Source organism: Brevundimonas sp. T2-11 (assembly GCF_055397675.1).
The window spans coordinates 517,791-530,993 of sequence record NZ_AP027920.1 but is presented as its reverse complement, the minus strand read 5'-3'; the positions used below and the strand labels follow the sequence as shown (position 1 = coordinate 530,993).

The window sequence follows — 13,203 nt, the reverse complement described above, 5'->3', positions numbered from 1 at the left end:
CCATGGACACTGAAAGAAGCCGGCCGGGCGCGAAGGCCCGGCCGGTCCATTGTCTTTCAGCCTCAGCCGCCGCCGTTGCCGAAGGTGACGTTGGCGTTGGCGCTGATCGCCGTCGCCGCCTGGTTGTTGGCCGCGAACCCGGTGTTGTAGTTCGCCGTCTGGATGCCCGCGAAGCCCGCGAAGGCGCCGCCGGAGTTGCTGATGTCGCCGGTGCGCAGCTTGCCGTCGTGGTGACCGCCGCCGACGTCGAACTCAAAGCCGCTCACATTGGCGCTGAGCTCCTGCAGCGACAGGGAGACCCGGATATTGGTCGTCGAGTTGTCGGAATTGTCGTTGTAGGAATCGTGGATCGAGCTGTCCTTGAACGAATCCGTCACCGCGACGTCGAGGTTGCTCGAGTTGTCGTTGTTGGAATCGTGCTGGGAGTTGTCATTGCCCGAGTCCGCCACCGACAGGTTGGTCGAGTTGTCGTTGTTGGAATCGGTCTGCGAGTTGTCGTTGAACGAATCCGTGACGCCGACATCGAGATCCGCCGAGTTGTCGTTGTTCGAGTTCGAACTGTCGTTGAACGAATCCGACACGCCGAGGTCGAGATCAGTCGAATTGTCGTTGTTCGAGTCGTTGGTCGAATTGTCGTTCAGAGAATCCGTGATCCCAACGGCGAGATTCGCGGAGTTGTCCTGAAGATTCGAGTTCTCGACGTTTGAGTTCCCGACATCCGGGCCCGCCAGGGCGGCGGTCGCCGGCAGCGCGCCGAACGCCAGAGCCGCCGACAGCGCCAGGGCTGACGTCATTTGCTTCGTGGTCACGATGAAACCCTCCGATAGATGGTTAAAGGAAGGCCCCTCGGCCTCCAGACCTCCAAATCGGGCGATGACCTTCCCTGTTCCCGCCCCGCTCAAGGGGGCCTGAGACCTCCATCCGCCTCAAAATCAGACCGAATTGGGTCAAAGCACATCAAATGCTGTTTAAAGAATACGGGCACCTGAATTTTTAAATGAAAAGACACGAATATTGGAAAATTAAAATGACAGTTTTCTGTTCGGTTCACATAATAGTGATATATTTCCAATCACGAAGACGGCTGGCGAAGATCAATTAAGAACGGGCGACGATCTACAGAAATCATGAGTTTCCCAGACGCCGCGCCCCTTGCATGAAACGTCCGTCCCCCCTGCTCCCAACGCCGTTCCCGTAGCCTTCCGGCCCTGCGGATGCTAAGCGCGCGAACCATGACGACGCCCCCTATCGAACGCATCCGCAACTTCTCGGTGGTCGCCCACATCGACCACGGCAAATCGACCCTGTCCGACCGTCTGATTCAGTTCACGGGCGGCCTGTCCGCGCGGGAAATGTCGGAGCAGGTTCTTGATAATATGGATATCGAGAAGGAGCGCGGCATCACCATCAAGGCGCAGACCGTGCGCCTGAACTACAAGGCCAAGGACGGGCTGGAGTATGTTCTGAACCTGATGGACACGCCGGGGCACGTCGACTTCGCCTACGAAGTCTCGCGCTCGCTGGCCGCCTGCGAGGGCTCGCTGCTGGTGGTGGACGCCTCGCAGGGCGTCGAGGCCCAGACCCTGGCCAACGTCTATCAGGCGATCGACAACAACCACGAGATCGTGCCGGTCCTGAACAAGATCGACCTGCCGGCCGCCGAGCCGGAGCGGGTCAAGGCCCAGATCGAGGACGTCATCGGCCTGGACGCCTCGGACGCCATCGAGTGCTCGGCCAAGTCGGGCATCGGCATCGAAGACGTGCTGGAAGGCATCGTCACCCGCCTGCCGGCGCCCATGGGCGACGTCAACGCCCCCTTGAAGGCCATGCTGGTCGACGCCTGGTACGACCCCTACCTGGGCGTGGTCCTGCTGGTGCGTGTCTTCGACGGCGTGCTGAAGGCCGGGATGCGGGTGCAGATGATGCAGTCCGGCTCGACCCATCTGGTCGATCGTGTCGGCGTCTTCCTGCCCAAGAACACCCCGGTCGATCAGCTCGGCCCGGGCGAGGTCGGCTTCATCACCGCCCAGATCAAGGAAGTGGCCCACGCCGCCGTCGGCGACACCATCACCGACGAGAAGAAGCCGACCGCCGAGCCGCTGAAGGGCTTCAAGGAGGTCCAGTCGGTGGTCTTCTGCGGCCTCTTCCCGGTCGACGCCGCCGACTTCGAGGACCTGCGCGCCGCCATCGGCAAGCTGCGCCTGAACGACGCCAGCTTCACCTATGAGATGGAATCCAGCGCGGCCCTGGGCTTCGGCTTCCGCTGCGGCTTCCTGGGCCTGCTGCACCTGGAGATCATCCAGGAGCGCCTGAGCCGCGAGTTCAACCTGGACCTGATCGCGACGGCCCCCTCGGTCGTCTACAAGATCGGCAAGCGCGACGGGACCGAGATCGACCTGCACAACCCGGCCGACCTGCCCGACGTGATGCAGATCGAGACCATCAGCGAGCCGTGGATCAAGGCCACCATCCTGACCCCCGACGAATACCTGGGCGGGGTCATCAAGCTGTGTCAGGACCGCCGCGGCACCCAGGTCGAGCTGTCCTACGTCGGAACCCGCGCCCTGGTGGTCTATGAGCTGCCGCTGAACGAGGTGGTGTTCGACTTCTACGACCGCCTGAAGTCGATCTCGAAGGGCTATGCCTCGTTCGACTACGAGATCACCGACTACAAGGTCGGCGACCTGGTCAAGATGAGCATCCTGGTCAACGCCGAGCCGGTCGACGCCCTGTCCATGCTGGTCCACCGCGCCCGCGCCGAGACGCGCGGCCGCGGCATGGTCGAGAAGATGAAGGAGCTGATCCCGCCCCACATGTTCGTCATCCCGATCCAGGCGGCCATCGGCGGCAAGATCATCGCCCGCGAAACCGTCCGCGCCCTGCGCAAGGACGTGACCTCCAAGTGCTACGGCGGCGACGCCACCCGCAAGAAGAAGCTGCTGGAGAAGCAGAAGGCCGGCAAGAAGCGCATGCGCCAGTTCGGCAAGGTCGAGATCCCGCAGGAAGCCTTCATCGCGGCCCTGAAGATGGATGAGGATTGATGGCGCGGGCGCAGCTGACGAACGCTGCGCCCTCCCCTTCGCAACTGCGGGCTTGAACCTCACCAACTCCCTGGGCACGCTGAAAGGCGTAGCCCTTCTAGGAGGCAGGTGTGACAAAGTCAGTGTCCGAGCACAGCTGGATCGCCGAAGTTGATCGAAAACTTCGCCGTGAGTGGTGCATCAGCGCGGCAGACGCAGGCCTTTCAAGGGAAGATCTGAAGCGCCACTGGACAGAAGGACTATCACCAATCGCCTTCGTCGAATGGTTTGCTCAAAAGTACGATCTGATCCGATTCGAGCCGCCGCTTACGACTCGTCGTAGAATCTAGCTCGCTCACGCAGCCGCATTTTCAAGGTATCTGGATGGACCCCTTCTGGGGGAACAATCTGCTGACCCGCGTACTCATCGTAAGGTGTATTAGTCAGGCTTTTATCCACTCGGATCCGGAGCGTATCCGGATCTACCTGCAACAAGTGCCTATCAAAAAGCACGTGCAAATCAGATCGCAGAAGTATGCAGTTGTCTGCTTGATCTGTATGGCTGCCGAGGTGGGGGACAATGTGAGCGGCTTCCAACACCGCCCTCACAGACCACTTCGAAATAGCGCATCGGCCCGAGTATCCTTGCAACGCTTTCTCACGAAATGCGCGGCCGCCTTGGCGAGCAACAATTTGCGCGTCTATTCGCCTCCGAGCATCCTCAAGTGGTAGCGGAGCACCAACAGTCGCCTCTTCCACCGCAGCGACAACTGCTGGCAAAGCTTCTGGATAGTCAATGTTCGAGCCCGGCAGTGCGCCGTCGGGCCGATAGCCCTGAAGAGTGAAGTAGCCGCCCTCCCAGCCCATAACTTTGGCAAGGCCTAGAACTCGATATTTAGCGGTGGGCTTCGCGCGTTCCTGAAAAAGAACCGCAACAGGGACGTCGTCTTTTTCGCAAGCAATCAAGCTGCGATTGGACGCGTGCTTGTCGCGGTCCGCTACCAAATGGCCTTCTTGAAAGTACTCATACGTCCAAGAGCCATCAGTCGACCGTAAGGGGGATTTGTCCGCATACGGGCTATTTAGAAGTCTGACGAACACTCAACGCATACGCCCACCCCTTTGGCTTATGAATGCCCTTGGCGCGCTGCACAAGAAACAGACCGTCAAGCGTCTCTGGCCACTCGATGACGTGATCGCGGCGCTTCCAGAACCAAAGCAGAGCATCGCGGTGCTCGGACGAAAGCGACGCGAGACTGTCAGATAGAGCGCTCATCTGGACGCGCCCGCTTGCCGAGTACCTATCTCTGATTGGTAAATCATCTAGCCCCCTAACCAGAGGTTAGCTAGGCAATACGCAGTTGACCAGACGGGTTGCCCGGCCCTCCCCACCCGGTCGCTGCGCGACCACCCTCCCCATGAAGGGGAGGGAGAAGGGTTATGCCTCGCATTCCACTTTGTGGGTTTTCAGGGACTTGGGGGCGGATCGGGGCGATTGGCGCGCCCTGGTCGCTGACAGCGCCATGCTGGGCGGATGAGCGGGAAGCTGAAGGGCGGGCCGGCCCACTACCGGCTGTCGAAGGCGACATGGGAAATCATCCTCGACGAATATCGCAACGGCGCGACCGTGCCGGAGTTGAGCGAGCGGTGGCGGGTGTCGGGGCAGGCGCTGCGCAAACGCATCACGGTGCATGGCGCGACCAAGCGTGACTGGGGCGACCAGATCGCCGTCGAGACGGCGAAAGCGCGCAAGACGGAGCAGGAGGAAGCCAAGGCAGCGAAAGCAGCCGACGAGGCGGCGGCGCAGGCGGCGATGGCTCAGGCCTTGTTCGGGCCGCTGGCAGCTGAGGATGCCCATGAAGGGAAAGCGGCGGTGCTGGCCTCTACGGCGATGATCGCCTCTGGCCGAGCTATGCTGATGCGGATGCTGCCGGAGGCGCAGGGACTCGCGCGATTAGCCGAAGTCTATGTGCGGTTGATGGATCGGCAGGAAAAAGCCAACAGCTTCGAGAACACGCCGCTAGAGATCCTGCTGGCAGCACGTTTCAAACCAGAAATGATGAGCGCACGGTTCGCGCTGACACCAGAGTCGAAATACGACGATCCCGACTACGCAATAAAATCCGCCTACTGGGAAACTCTGAAAGCGACAGAGGATGCGATGTTGATAGCGCTGCGCCAAGCGCGACGCGAAACCGCTCGTGCCGAGGGTCAGGCACGACGAGCGAAAGAAGAACTAGCGGCACTAAAAGCTTCAATCTCTTCCTGACCCCGACGGCACCCGCGACGAGACCCGCATCACGGGCTGGGGCGGGGCGGCTTCGGCCCTGCTGGACGCCGACAGCACCGGGGCCCTCGCTGTCTTTGTCTTCGACAGGGCCGCCGACACGGACGACGCGCCCGACCTTCATGTCTGGGTCTGCGAGGGCTATCAGGACGAGGTCATCGAGGATCTGGTCGGGCCGGTGGAGCCGAAGCGGTCGGTCATATGGCGACCGGGCGAAGCCGACCTGTTCCCGCCCCGCCTGCCCGCCTCCCCATGCCTGTTGCGGCCGTCCGACATGCCGGCCGAATGGCTGGTGCGCTTTCCGACGGCGACGGAGATCGTGCACAGGACCGTCGCGCTTCGCCCCCTGCAAAGCCAGACGCCGGATGACCGCCTGATCCGGCGGCGCAAGTGTGAATTCGAGATCTTCCAGTCGGTAGAGGAGGCGCTGGAAGGACCGAAGGTAAGGGACGGGTTCGCTTCGCTGTCGTCCTTCCTGTCACTGGCCCAGACTATCCTGCAAAGGCGCAAGTCGCGTTCAGGACGATCGCTGGAACTGCATGCACGAGAGATCTTTCTGCAAGAGGGACTGATTGAGGACCAGCACTTCAGCCACGGGGCGAGGTCCGAGGGCGACAAGAAGCCGGACTTCCTGTTCCCGTCCGCCGCGGCCTACGCCGACAGCGCCTTCCCCGCCGAACGCCTGCGGATGCTGGCGGCCAAGACCACGGCGCGCGACCGCTGGCGGCAGGTGCTGAACGAGGCCGATCGCATTCCGACCAAGCACCTGCTGACGCTTCAGGAAGGCGTTTCGGAGAACCAGTTCGCCGAGATGCAGGCGGCGCGACTGCAACTGGTGGTCCCGACAGAACTGGTTAGCGCCTATCCGAAAAACATCCGGCCGCACCTGATGACCCTGGAGCGGTTCATCTGCGAGGTTCGCCTGACGGCCTAGGCGACGCCACGGCTCTCGCTGGCGCGGCCTCGCGCTGAAGGCGTTAAAAGCCTCTATCGCTTCCTGAAACGGGCGGCGTCGGCAGCCAGACCGGCGCCCCAGTCGGTCGCGGGGTGGTCGGGCTCGGCGACGAAGGGCAGTTCGCCAGCCACGCCGCGCACGGCCAACGCCAGAGGCAGGGCGTAGTGGGGCATGAGGCGCAGGGGCTTCCTGCGCTTGTCGGTCACGTCCCAGCCCAGGGCCTCGAAGGCCTCGGCCAGATCGGCGCCTTCCAGGCGGTGGATGTCGCCCCAGTCTGCGGGCCGTTCGACCGCCTCGGCGGCGTCGCCGGTCAGGCCGAACAGGGCGCTGGTCAGGACGTCGATCTCGGGAATTCGTCGCGGGCGTCGGGATCGGCGTAGCGCGGCTTCATCAGCGCCTTCAGTTCCAGATCATCGACGCCGGGCAGGTCGATCAGGCGGCGCATGGGAGCTTGGATCATGCCTCGCTGTAACGAAAACGGCGGCCTCCGCGAAGAGGCCGCCGTCGTCGTGTCAGGCTTCGGAGCGGTCCAGCGCCGGCCACCGGATGAAGGCCAGAACCCACAACCCCACGATGTTCACATAGGGCAGCATGGCGACAATCACCCACCATCTCGAAAAGCCGAGACGACGCAGGATGATCGCCCCCGGAACCGCGAAGACGACGAGGATCAGCGCCAGGCCCAGCAAATGGGCGATGCTGAACGATCCCATCAACCGGCGGCGCCGGCTTGGGCCGCATGGGCCTCGAAGTTGCAACGCTTGGCGGTCGCGGCCTGTTGCAAGGCGTCGTACTCGCCCTTCAGACGGCCCAACTCTTCCTTTTTGTCGTTGCCGCCGGCGAGGAAGAAGAGGGCGGGCCAGAACAGGACCAGACCCACGCCCATGGCGATGGCGTCATTGTTGGCCTGCTTGCGCTGCTGGCCGGTCACTTCATCGACGCGTTGGCCAATGCGGACCAATTCGGTGCGGATCTGGCCGCAGTCATAGCCCTGATACTGCAGCGGCGAGACATAGCTGGCCGAAATCTTGTCGGGCGATGTGGCGCAGGCAGCCAGAGACAGGGCCGCGCAAGCGGCCACGATAGCTTTGATTTTCATGGATCCCCCCGGATCAAAACTCACGGCGGATGCCGTGAGATAACGACGATCTATCACATCACAGAAACGTGTCCAGTGGCGTGAAGGCGCCGCTGCTGTTGACCGAACCGACTCGCTGGAAGACGCTGCCTGCCCGCTGAACAAAGGCCTTCGCCCATGCCGACCGACCTGCCCACCGCCGCCCGCGCGCCGCGTCTGGCCGTGCTGATCGACGGGGAGAACGCCTCGGCGCGGATCGCGGAGGCCCTGTTCACCGAGATCGCCACCCTGGGCGAGGCCTCGGCCCGGCGCATCTATGGCGACGCGGCCAGTCCGGCGCTGAGGTCCTGGATCGAGGTCCTGCCGCGCTGGGCCATTCAGTGGCAGCAGAATTTCCAGAACACCAAGGGCAAGAACTCGGGCGACATCGCCCTGGTGATCGACGCCATGGACCTGCTGCATTCCGGGCGGTTCGACGGCTTCTGCCTGGTGTCGTCGGACAGCGACTTCACCCGGCTGGCGGCGCGCATCCGCGAGCAGGGCGTGCCGGTCTATGGCTTTGGCGAGCGCAAGACGCCCGAGAGCTTCCGCCAGGCCTGCACCCGCTTCATCTATACCGAGAACCTGACCGGGCGGGGCGGCGGCGGCGACGAAGCGTCCCCCGCCCCGGCCGCCGAGAAGAAGCCGTCGGACGCCGTGCGTCTGATCGCCGCCGCCATCGCCGACATGGACGAGGACGGCGACGGCTGGGTCAATATCGGCGGCATAGGCAACAGGCTGAGGAACGCCTATCCCGACTTCGACCAGCGCACCTATGGCCACGCCAAGCTGTCGGAATTGATCCGCGCCACCGGCCGTTTCGACGTCGAGGCCGGAGCCGGCGGGGCCATGCGGGTGCGGGTCAGGCCCAAGTAAGAGCGCCCACCCTCTTCCCCCCCGCGCGGCATGGTCTATGTGTGGCCCATGGCCGCCGCAGAGACCCCCGTCGAGACCTTCAAACGCGCACTGGCCAATGCCGCGCGCGCCCTGGCCGAGCAGGCCGAGCTGGAGGTGCATTTCGGTTCGGACGGGCCGCGGCTGTCGAACGGGGTCCTGACCCTGCCCCATCCGCCGCGCGATCCGGGCGCCCCCGAGAGCGCGACCCTGCGCGGTCAGGCCGACCGGCTGGCCCTGCGGCTGGCCAATCACGACGAGGGGCTGAACGCCCGGCTGCGGCCCGTCGATCAGACGGCGGCCGAGGTCTTCGACGCGGTCGAACAGGCCCGGGTCGAGGCGGTCGGCGCGCGCGAGCTGAAGGGCGTGCGCAGCAACCTCAACGCGGCCCTGCTGACCCGGCTGGAGAAGTCGGGCGCCCTGCGGGCCGAGGCCGAGCGGGTGCCGGTGGCCGAGGCGGCGGCGCTTCTGGTGCGCGAACGGCTGACAGGCGAGGCCGCGCCGGACGGCGCCAAGGCCATGCTGGACCTGGTGCGCTCGAACATGGAGCTGAAGGCGGGGGCTGAACTGGACGCCCTGGCCGCCGTGGCCGACGACCAGACGGCCTTCGCCGCCAAGCTGAAAGACGTTCTGCGGGCGCTGGATCTCGACCCCGGCGACGGACAGGCCGAAGACGCCAACGACGAGCAGGGCGAGGACGAGCCCGATCAGTCGCAGCAGGACGCGCCCGACGAGCAGGAACAGGAAGAAGAGGACGGCGGCGAAGGCGGCCAGTCGCTGGAAGGCACGGCCGACGACCAGTCCGCCGAGGACGAGCGCCAGACCCGCCCTGACGGCGCCCCGGCCGATCCCGACGGCGAGGCCAGCGACGACGGCCCCGAACTGAACGAAGGCGCCCTGCCCAACCGTCAGGACAGCGTCGACGACGGGCGCGCCGTGGACGCCTATCGCGTCTTCACCACCGCCTATGACGAGACCATCGGCGCCGAGGAGCTGTGCGATCCGATGGAGCTGGACCGGCTGCGGTCCTTGCTGGACGCCCAGCTGGCGACCCTGTCGAGCGTGGTGTCGCGGCTGGCCAACAAGCTGCAGCGCCGCCTGATGGCGCAGCAGAACCGCAGCTGGGCCTTTGATCTGGAGGAAGGCGTGCTGGACACGGCGCGCCTGACCCGCGTCATCACCGATCCGACCAGCCCCCTGTCGTTCAAGATGGAGAGCGAAAGCCCGTTCCGGGACACGGTCGTGACCCTGCTGATCGACAACTCGGGCTCGATGCGCGGGCGGCCGATCATGGTGGCGGCGGTCTGCGCCGACATTCTGGCGCGGACGCTGGAGCGGTGCGGGGTCAAGGTCGAGATCCTGGGCTTCACCACCCGCGCCTGGAAGGGCGGCCAGTCGCGCGAGGCCTGGATCAGCGCCGGCAAGCCCGCCAATCCGGGCCGTCTGAACGACCTGCGCCACATCATCTACAAGTCAGCGGACGCGCCGTGGCGCCGGGCCAAGAAGAATCTGGGCCTGATGATGCGCGAGGGTCTGCTGAAGGAGAACATCGACGGCGAGGCCCTGACCTGGGCGCACGAGCGGCTGCTGGGGCGCACCGAGTCGCGTCAGATCCTGATGGTGATTTCGGACGGCTCGCCGGTGGACGATTCCACCCAGTCGGCCAACGCCGCCCTCTATCTGGACAAGCATCTGCGGCAGGTGATCGAGCAGATCGAGACAAAGTCGCCGGTCGAGCTGATCGCCATCGGCATCGGCCACGACGTGACCCGCTGGTATCGCCGCGCCGTGACCATCGTCGACGTCGAGCAACTTGCGGGCGTCATGACCGAAAAGCTGGCCGAACTGTTCGAGGCCAAGCCCAAGACCGTGGCGCGGTCCGCGAAGAAGCGCGCGGCATGAACCGGCGCATCTACGTCGCGGCTCTGGCGGCGCTGACGCTGGCGGCCTGCGCCAGCGCGGTCGTCACCTCGCAGCCGTGGACGCCGACGCCCGATGCCGGGGGATGGCGCGCGGTCAACGCCTCGACCCGTCAGGTGGGGCTTGGCCTGCCGGGCGCGGCGGTGCTGGGGCAAGGCGTGCGCTACGCCGGGGGCGTCACCGTGCTGGCGGGGATGGATTCCCCGCTGCACAGCCTGTCCGACCTGAAGCTGACCGGCGACGGCGGCTTCATCACCGTCTCCGACGTGGGCGATCTGGCGCGCGGCAGGCTGGCGCTGGACGGGCGCGGGCGGCTGACCGGTCTGGACGGTCTGCGCGTGCGCCGCCTGAGTCTGATCGACGGGACCCCGATCAGCCAGAAGGTCGAAGGCGACGCCGAGGGGCTGGCGATCACCACCGGCGGCGACCTGCTGGTCAGCTTCGAGCGCGACCACCGCATCTGGAACTACGGCCCGCTGACCGCTCTGCGAAACCCGCAGGCCGTGCGACGGCCCGACTACCCCTTCCCCGAGAATGACGGGATGGAGGGGCTGGCGACCTCCGGCGACGGCTGGCGCGTTGCGGGGGAATCCGGCGGGGTCTGGGACTGTTCGGCCCTACGCTGCGCCGTCGTGAGCACGCCGCCCGAGACGCCTCTGGCCGACAGCGACTATCGCATCACCGGCATGGATCGCGACCCGGCGGGCGGCTGGTTCGTGGTCCAGCGCTCATACAGCGCCCCCATCGACGTGCGGGCGCGGGTGCGGCGCATGGCGGCCGACGGGAGCCTGGGGCCGGTGCTGGTCGAGCTGAAGCTGCCGGGGACCACGGATAATTTCGAGGGGATCGCGGCCGAGAAGCACGGCGACCGGACGCGGCTCTACATCCTGTCCGACGACAATTTCAACGCCATGCAGCGAACCATGATGCTGGCGTTCGATGTGAGACCCTGAGCCTTCTCCCCTTGAGGGAGAAGGTGGGCGCCGGAGGCGCTCGGATGAGGGGTGTCGGCGGGGCGTCTAGAAATAGGCAGTGCTGACGTCGAGCCTGGCTATCGAAGGCGCCGTCGTCACCCCTCATCCGTCATGCTCCGCATGACACCTTCTCCCTCAAGGGGAGAAGGGTATTTTCAGAGCGCTATCGCCCTTCGGGCTGCTTGAGCGCCTAGATCCGTTCGCTGATCTTGATGGCGGCCTTGCAGCCGACCTTGATGACACTCGAGAGCAGGCGGTAGGCCGGGGCTTCGCGGCTGCCGTGCTCGATGGCGTGGTCGTGGTGGGCCAGTTCCTCTTCGCGGAACTTGGTCAGTTCGGCGGCCAGTTCGGGGTCGCGCTCGCGGACCTCCTCGATCTGGTCGGCGTAGTGTTTCTCGATGACGCTTTCGACCGCCTCGGTGCAGGCGTGGGCGGCCTTCTCCGAGATCAGGGCTGTGCCGGCGCCGAGCGCCGTGGCGGCCAGTTTCCACAGCGGGATCATGGCCGTCGGGCGCACCCGGTTTTCGGTCAGCAGGGCCTCGAACCGGGCCAGGTGGACGGCCTCGTGGCCCTCCATCTCGGTCAGATCGGCGGCGATGGCGGCCTTGCCCTTGCGGCCCTCCAGCACGGCGCGCTGGGCGCGATAGATGTGGACGGCGGCGAACTCGCCCGCGTGGTCGACGCGCAGCATTTCAGCCATGCGGGCGCGGGTCTGGCCCACGCCGGGGCGCGGCAGAGGGATGCGGCGGGCGGCGGCGACGGTGTCGGATGCCTCGGTCATGATCGCTTCCTTACGCCTTCGGGGCGCGCGCGTCCTTGGGACGTTTCGCCGCCAGAAGGCTGAAGATCGCCAGCGCCAGGGAGATGAAGAAGTTCCAGCCCGCCATCGAAACGCCGCCGAAGCTCCACGCCACGTCGCCGCAGCCGACGACCGGCTTCATCTCGGCGGTGCCGTCGGCCAGGGCGCTGAGGGCGCTGAGGTCGATGGCGGCGGAGGGGATGGCCGAGCAGGTGGCGGGCAGGTCCCACCACTTCAGTTCGCCGCCCGCGTGGAAGCCCGCCGTGATCGCGCCGGTGAAGAAGACCGCGGCCAGCAGGAAGGAGGCGATGCGCGGCGTACCGCGGCTGGCGCGGCTGAACACGGCCCAGAAGGTGGCGGCGCCGGCGATGGCCACGGCGGCCCAGTAGACCTCGCGCTGCTTGAGGCAGAGATTGCACGGCGCCAGGCCCGCGAACCGCTCGAAGGCGTGAGCCGCGCCCAGCATGGCCAGAGAGGCCGCCAGCGCAAAGGCGGTCCACCAGCGGGTCAGAACTTGATACGAGCGCTTCATGGCGTCTTTCTTAGACGCAGCCGGGGCCGGCGTCGATCAGTGTCCGATCAGCTTGACCGCAAAGACCGCGCCGACCAGCAGAACCAGGAAAAGCACGGTGAAAAGCGCCAGTCTTTTCTCGATCACGGCCAGCATGGGCTCGCCCCAGCGCTTGAGCACAAAGGCCACCAGGAAGAAGCGGGCGCCGCGTGTGACGACGCACAGTGCGGTGAAGAGGGCCAGATTAAACTGGAAGATACCCGAGGCGATGGTGATGATCTTAAAGGGGATCGGCAGGAAGCCCTTGACGATAATGACCCAGGCCCCGTGTTGCTGGAACAGGGCCTTGGAGGCCTCGAACGTGTCGGCCTTGCCGAGTACGGCCAGCATCCACATGCCGACCGGTTCGAGGAAGTAGCCGATGGCGTAGCCCAGCAGGCCGCCCAGCACCGAGGCCACGGTGCAGACCGTGGCGTAGAAGTAGGCGCGCTCGGGCTTGGCCAGCACCATGGGCGCCAGCATGACGTCCGGCGGAATGGGGAAGAAGGAGCTTTCCGCGAAGGAGACCACGGCCAGCGACCGGGTCGCATGACGGTGGCGGGCCAGAGAGAAGACCCAGTCATAGAGCTTGCGAAGCATACAGGCGTCCCGGTTGAGCCTGCGGCTCTAGCAGGCCCGGGGCCCGCGCGCACCCGTCGATCATCGCCTGCGACACCGCAACGTGTC

At 65.4% G+C, this 13,203-nt stretch carries 15 protein-coding genes and 1 pseudogene; 7 read left to right on the top strand and 9 right to left on the bottom strand.

The window, feature by feature from the left end; all coding sequences use genetic code 11:
* Window positions 1–62: 62 nt before the first annotated feature.
* Entirely contained in the window at window positions 63–902 is an 840-nt protein-coding gene (locus ACZ5XO_RS02610; RefSeq protein ID WP_464163775.1) for a hypothetical protein, read from the bottom strand.
* Window positions 903–1,232: 330 nt separating this feature from the next.
* On the opposite strand from ACZ5XO_RS02610, the gene lepA reads away from it, so the two are divergent.
* Window positions 1,233–3,041 carry a translation elongation factor 4 gene (lepA, locus tag ACZ5XO_RS02605; RefSeq protein WP_464163774.1) on the top strand — a complete coding sequence of 603 codons (1,809 nt, stop codon included), beginning with the start codon at window positions 1,233–1,235 and terminating at the stop codon, window positions 3,039–3,041.
* Window positions 3,042–3,347: 306 nt separating this feature from the next.
* Here lepA and ACZ5XO_RS02600 read toward each other — a convergent pair whose 3' ends face one another.
* A complete protein-coding gene (locus tag ACZ5XO_RS02600) occupies window positions 3,348–4,025 on the bottom strand; it encodes an HNH endonuclease (protein WP_464163773.1) in 678 nt (225 codons plus the stop codon).
* A 529-nt stretch (window positions 4,026–4,554) separates the two neighbouring features.
* Between ACZ5XO_RS02600 and ACZ5XO_RS02595 the strand changes: the two genes are divergently transcribed.
* The 3 genes and pseudogenes from ACZ5XO_RS02595 (at window position 4,555) to ACZ5XO_RS02585 (ending at window position 6,241) form a co-directional block, all read left to right on the top strand.
* Window positions 4,555–5,289, top strand: a complete 735-nt coding sequence (locus ACZ5XO_RS02595) for a hypothetical protein (RefSeq protein WP_464163772.1) — start codon at window positions 4,555–4,557, stop codon at window positions 5,287–5,289.
* A 28-nt stretch (window positions 5,290–5,317) separates the two neighbouring features.
* Window positions 5,318–5,464: pseudogene (locus ACZ5XO_RS02590) on the top strand (EcoRII N-terminal effector-binding domain-containing protein); the annotation flags it as partial.
* 21 nt (window positions 5,465–5,485) lie between these two features.
* Window positions 5,486–6,241, top strand: a complete 756-nt coding sequence (locus tag ACZ5XO_RS02585; RefSeq protein WP_464163771.1) for a type II restriction endonuclease — start codon at window positions 5,486–5,488, stop codon at window positions 6,239–6,241.
* 53 nt (window positions 6,242–6,294) lie between these two features.
* On the opposite strand, the gene ACZ5XO_RS02580 is transcribed toward ACZ5XO_RS02585, so the two are convergent.
* From ACZ5XO_RS02580 to ACZ5XO_RS02565, 4 genes are all read right to left on the bottom strand, one after another.
* Window positions 6,295–6,468, bottom strand: a complete 174-nt coding sequence (locus ACZ5XO_RS02580; protein ID WP_464163770.1) for a hypothetical protein — start codon at window positions 6,466–6,468, stop codon at window positions 6,295–6,297.
* A 125-nt stretch (window positions 6,469–6,593) separates the two neighbouring features.
* Window positions 6,594–6,722, bottom strand: a complete 129-nt coding sequence (locus tag ACZ5XO_RS02575) for a hypothetical protein (RefSeq protein ID WP_464163769.1) — start codon at window positions 6,720–6,722, stop codon at window positions 6,594–6,596.
* 52 nt (window positions 6,723–6,774) lie between these two features.
* Window positions 6,775–6,975, bottom strand: coding sequence for a hypothetical protein (locus ACZ5XO_RS02570; RefSeq protein ID WP_464163768.1), 201 nt, complete (start codon window positions 6,973–6,975; stop codon window positions 6,775–6,777).
* On the bottom strand, window positions 6,975–7,361 hold the full coding sequence (locus tag ACZ5XO_RS02565; RefSeq protein ID WP_464163767.1) for a hypothetical protein: 387 nt from the start codon (window positions 7,359–7,361) through the stop codon (window positions 6,975–6,977). Before ACZ5XO_RS02565 ends, ACZ5XO_RS02570 begins: the two co-directional genes overlap by 1 nt.
* A gap of 156 nt (window positions 7,362–7,517) precedes the next feature.
* Here ACZ5XO_RS02565 and ACZ5XO_RS02560 point away from each other — a divergent pair, with 156 nt between their 5' ends.
* From ACZ5XO_RS02560 to ACZ5XO_RS02550, 3 genes are read left to right on the top strand one after another with little or no spacing between them, the layout of a single operon-like run.
* The gene (locus ACZ5XO_RS02560) at window positions 7,518–8,255 is read left to right on the top strand and encodes an NYN domain-containing protein (protein WP_464163766.1); all 738 of its coding nucleotides are present in this window, start codon (window positions 7,518–7,520) and stop codon (window positions 8,253–8,255) included.
* Between the two features lie 48 nt (window positions 8,256–8,303).
* The gene (gene cobT, locus ACZ5XO_RS02555) at window positions 8,304–10,175 is read left to right on the top strand and encodes a cobaltochelatase subunit CobT (protein WP_464163765.1); all 1,872 of its coding nucleotides are present in this window, start codon (window positions 8,304–8,306) and stop codon (window positions 10,173–10,175) included.
* Window positions 10,172–11,146 (top strand): esterase-like activity of phytase family protein, encoded by a 975-nt coding sequence (locus ACZ5XO_RS02550; protein ID WP_464163764.1) that lies wholly within the window; start codon window positions 10,172–10,174, stop codon window positions 11,144–11,146. The genes cobT and ACZ5XO_RS02550 overlap by 4 nt, the downstream gene beginning before the upstream one ends.
* Before the next feature lie 211 nt (window positions 11,147–11,357).
* Here ACZ5XO_RS02550 and ACZ5XO_RS02545 read toward each other — a convergent pair whose 3' ends face one another.
* Genes ACZ5XO_RS02545 through ACZ5XO_RS02535 form a run of 3 tightly spaced genes read right to left on the bottom strand, consistent with a single transcriptional unit; the run spans window position 11,358 to window position 13,116 of the window.
* Complete coding sequence (locus tag ACZ5XO_RS02545; protein WP_296175903.1) at window positions 11,358–11,948, bottom strand: demethoxyubiquinone hydroxylase family protein; 591 nt, start codon at window positions 11,946–11,948, stop codon at window positions 11,358–11,360.
* A gap of 10 nt (window positions 11,949–11,958) precedes the next feature.
* A complete protein-coding gene (locus ACZ5XO_RS02540; RefSeq protein WP_464163763.1) occupies window positions 11,959–12,498 on the bottom strand; it encodes a disulfide bond formation protein B in 540 nt (179 codons plus the stop codon).
* A 36-nt stretch (window positions 12,499–12,534) separates the two neighbouring features.
* Window positions 12,535–13,116, bottom strand: a complete 582-nt coding sequence (locus ACZ5XO_RS02535; protein ID WP_464163762.1) for a YqaA family protein — start codon at window positions 13,114–13,116, stop codon at window positions 12,535–12,537.
* Window positions 13,117–13,203: the final 87 nt, after the last annotated feature.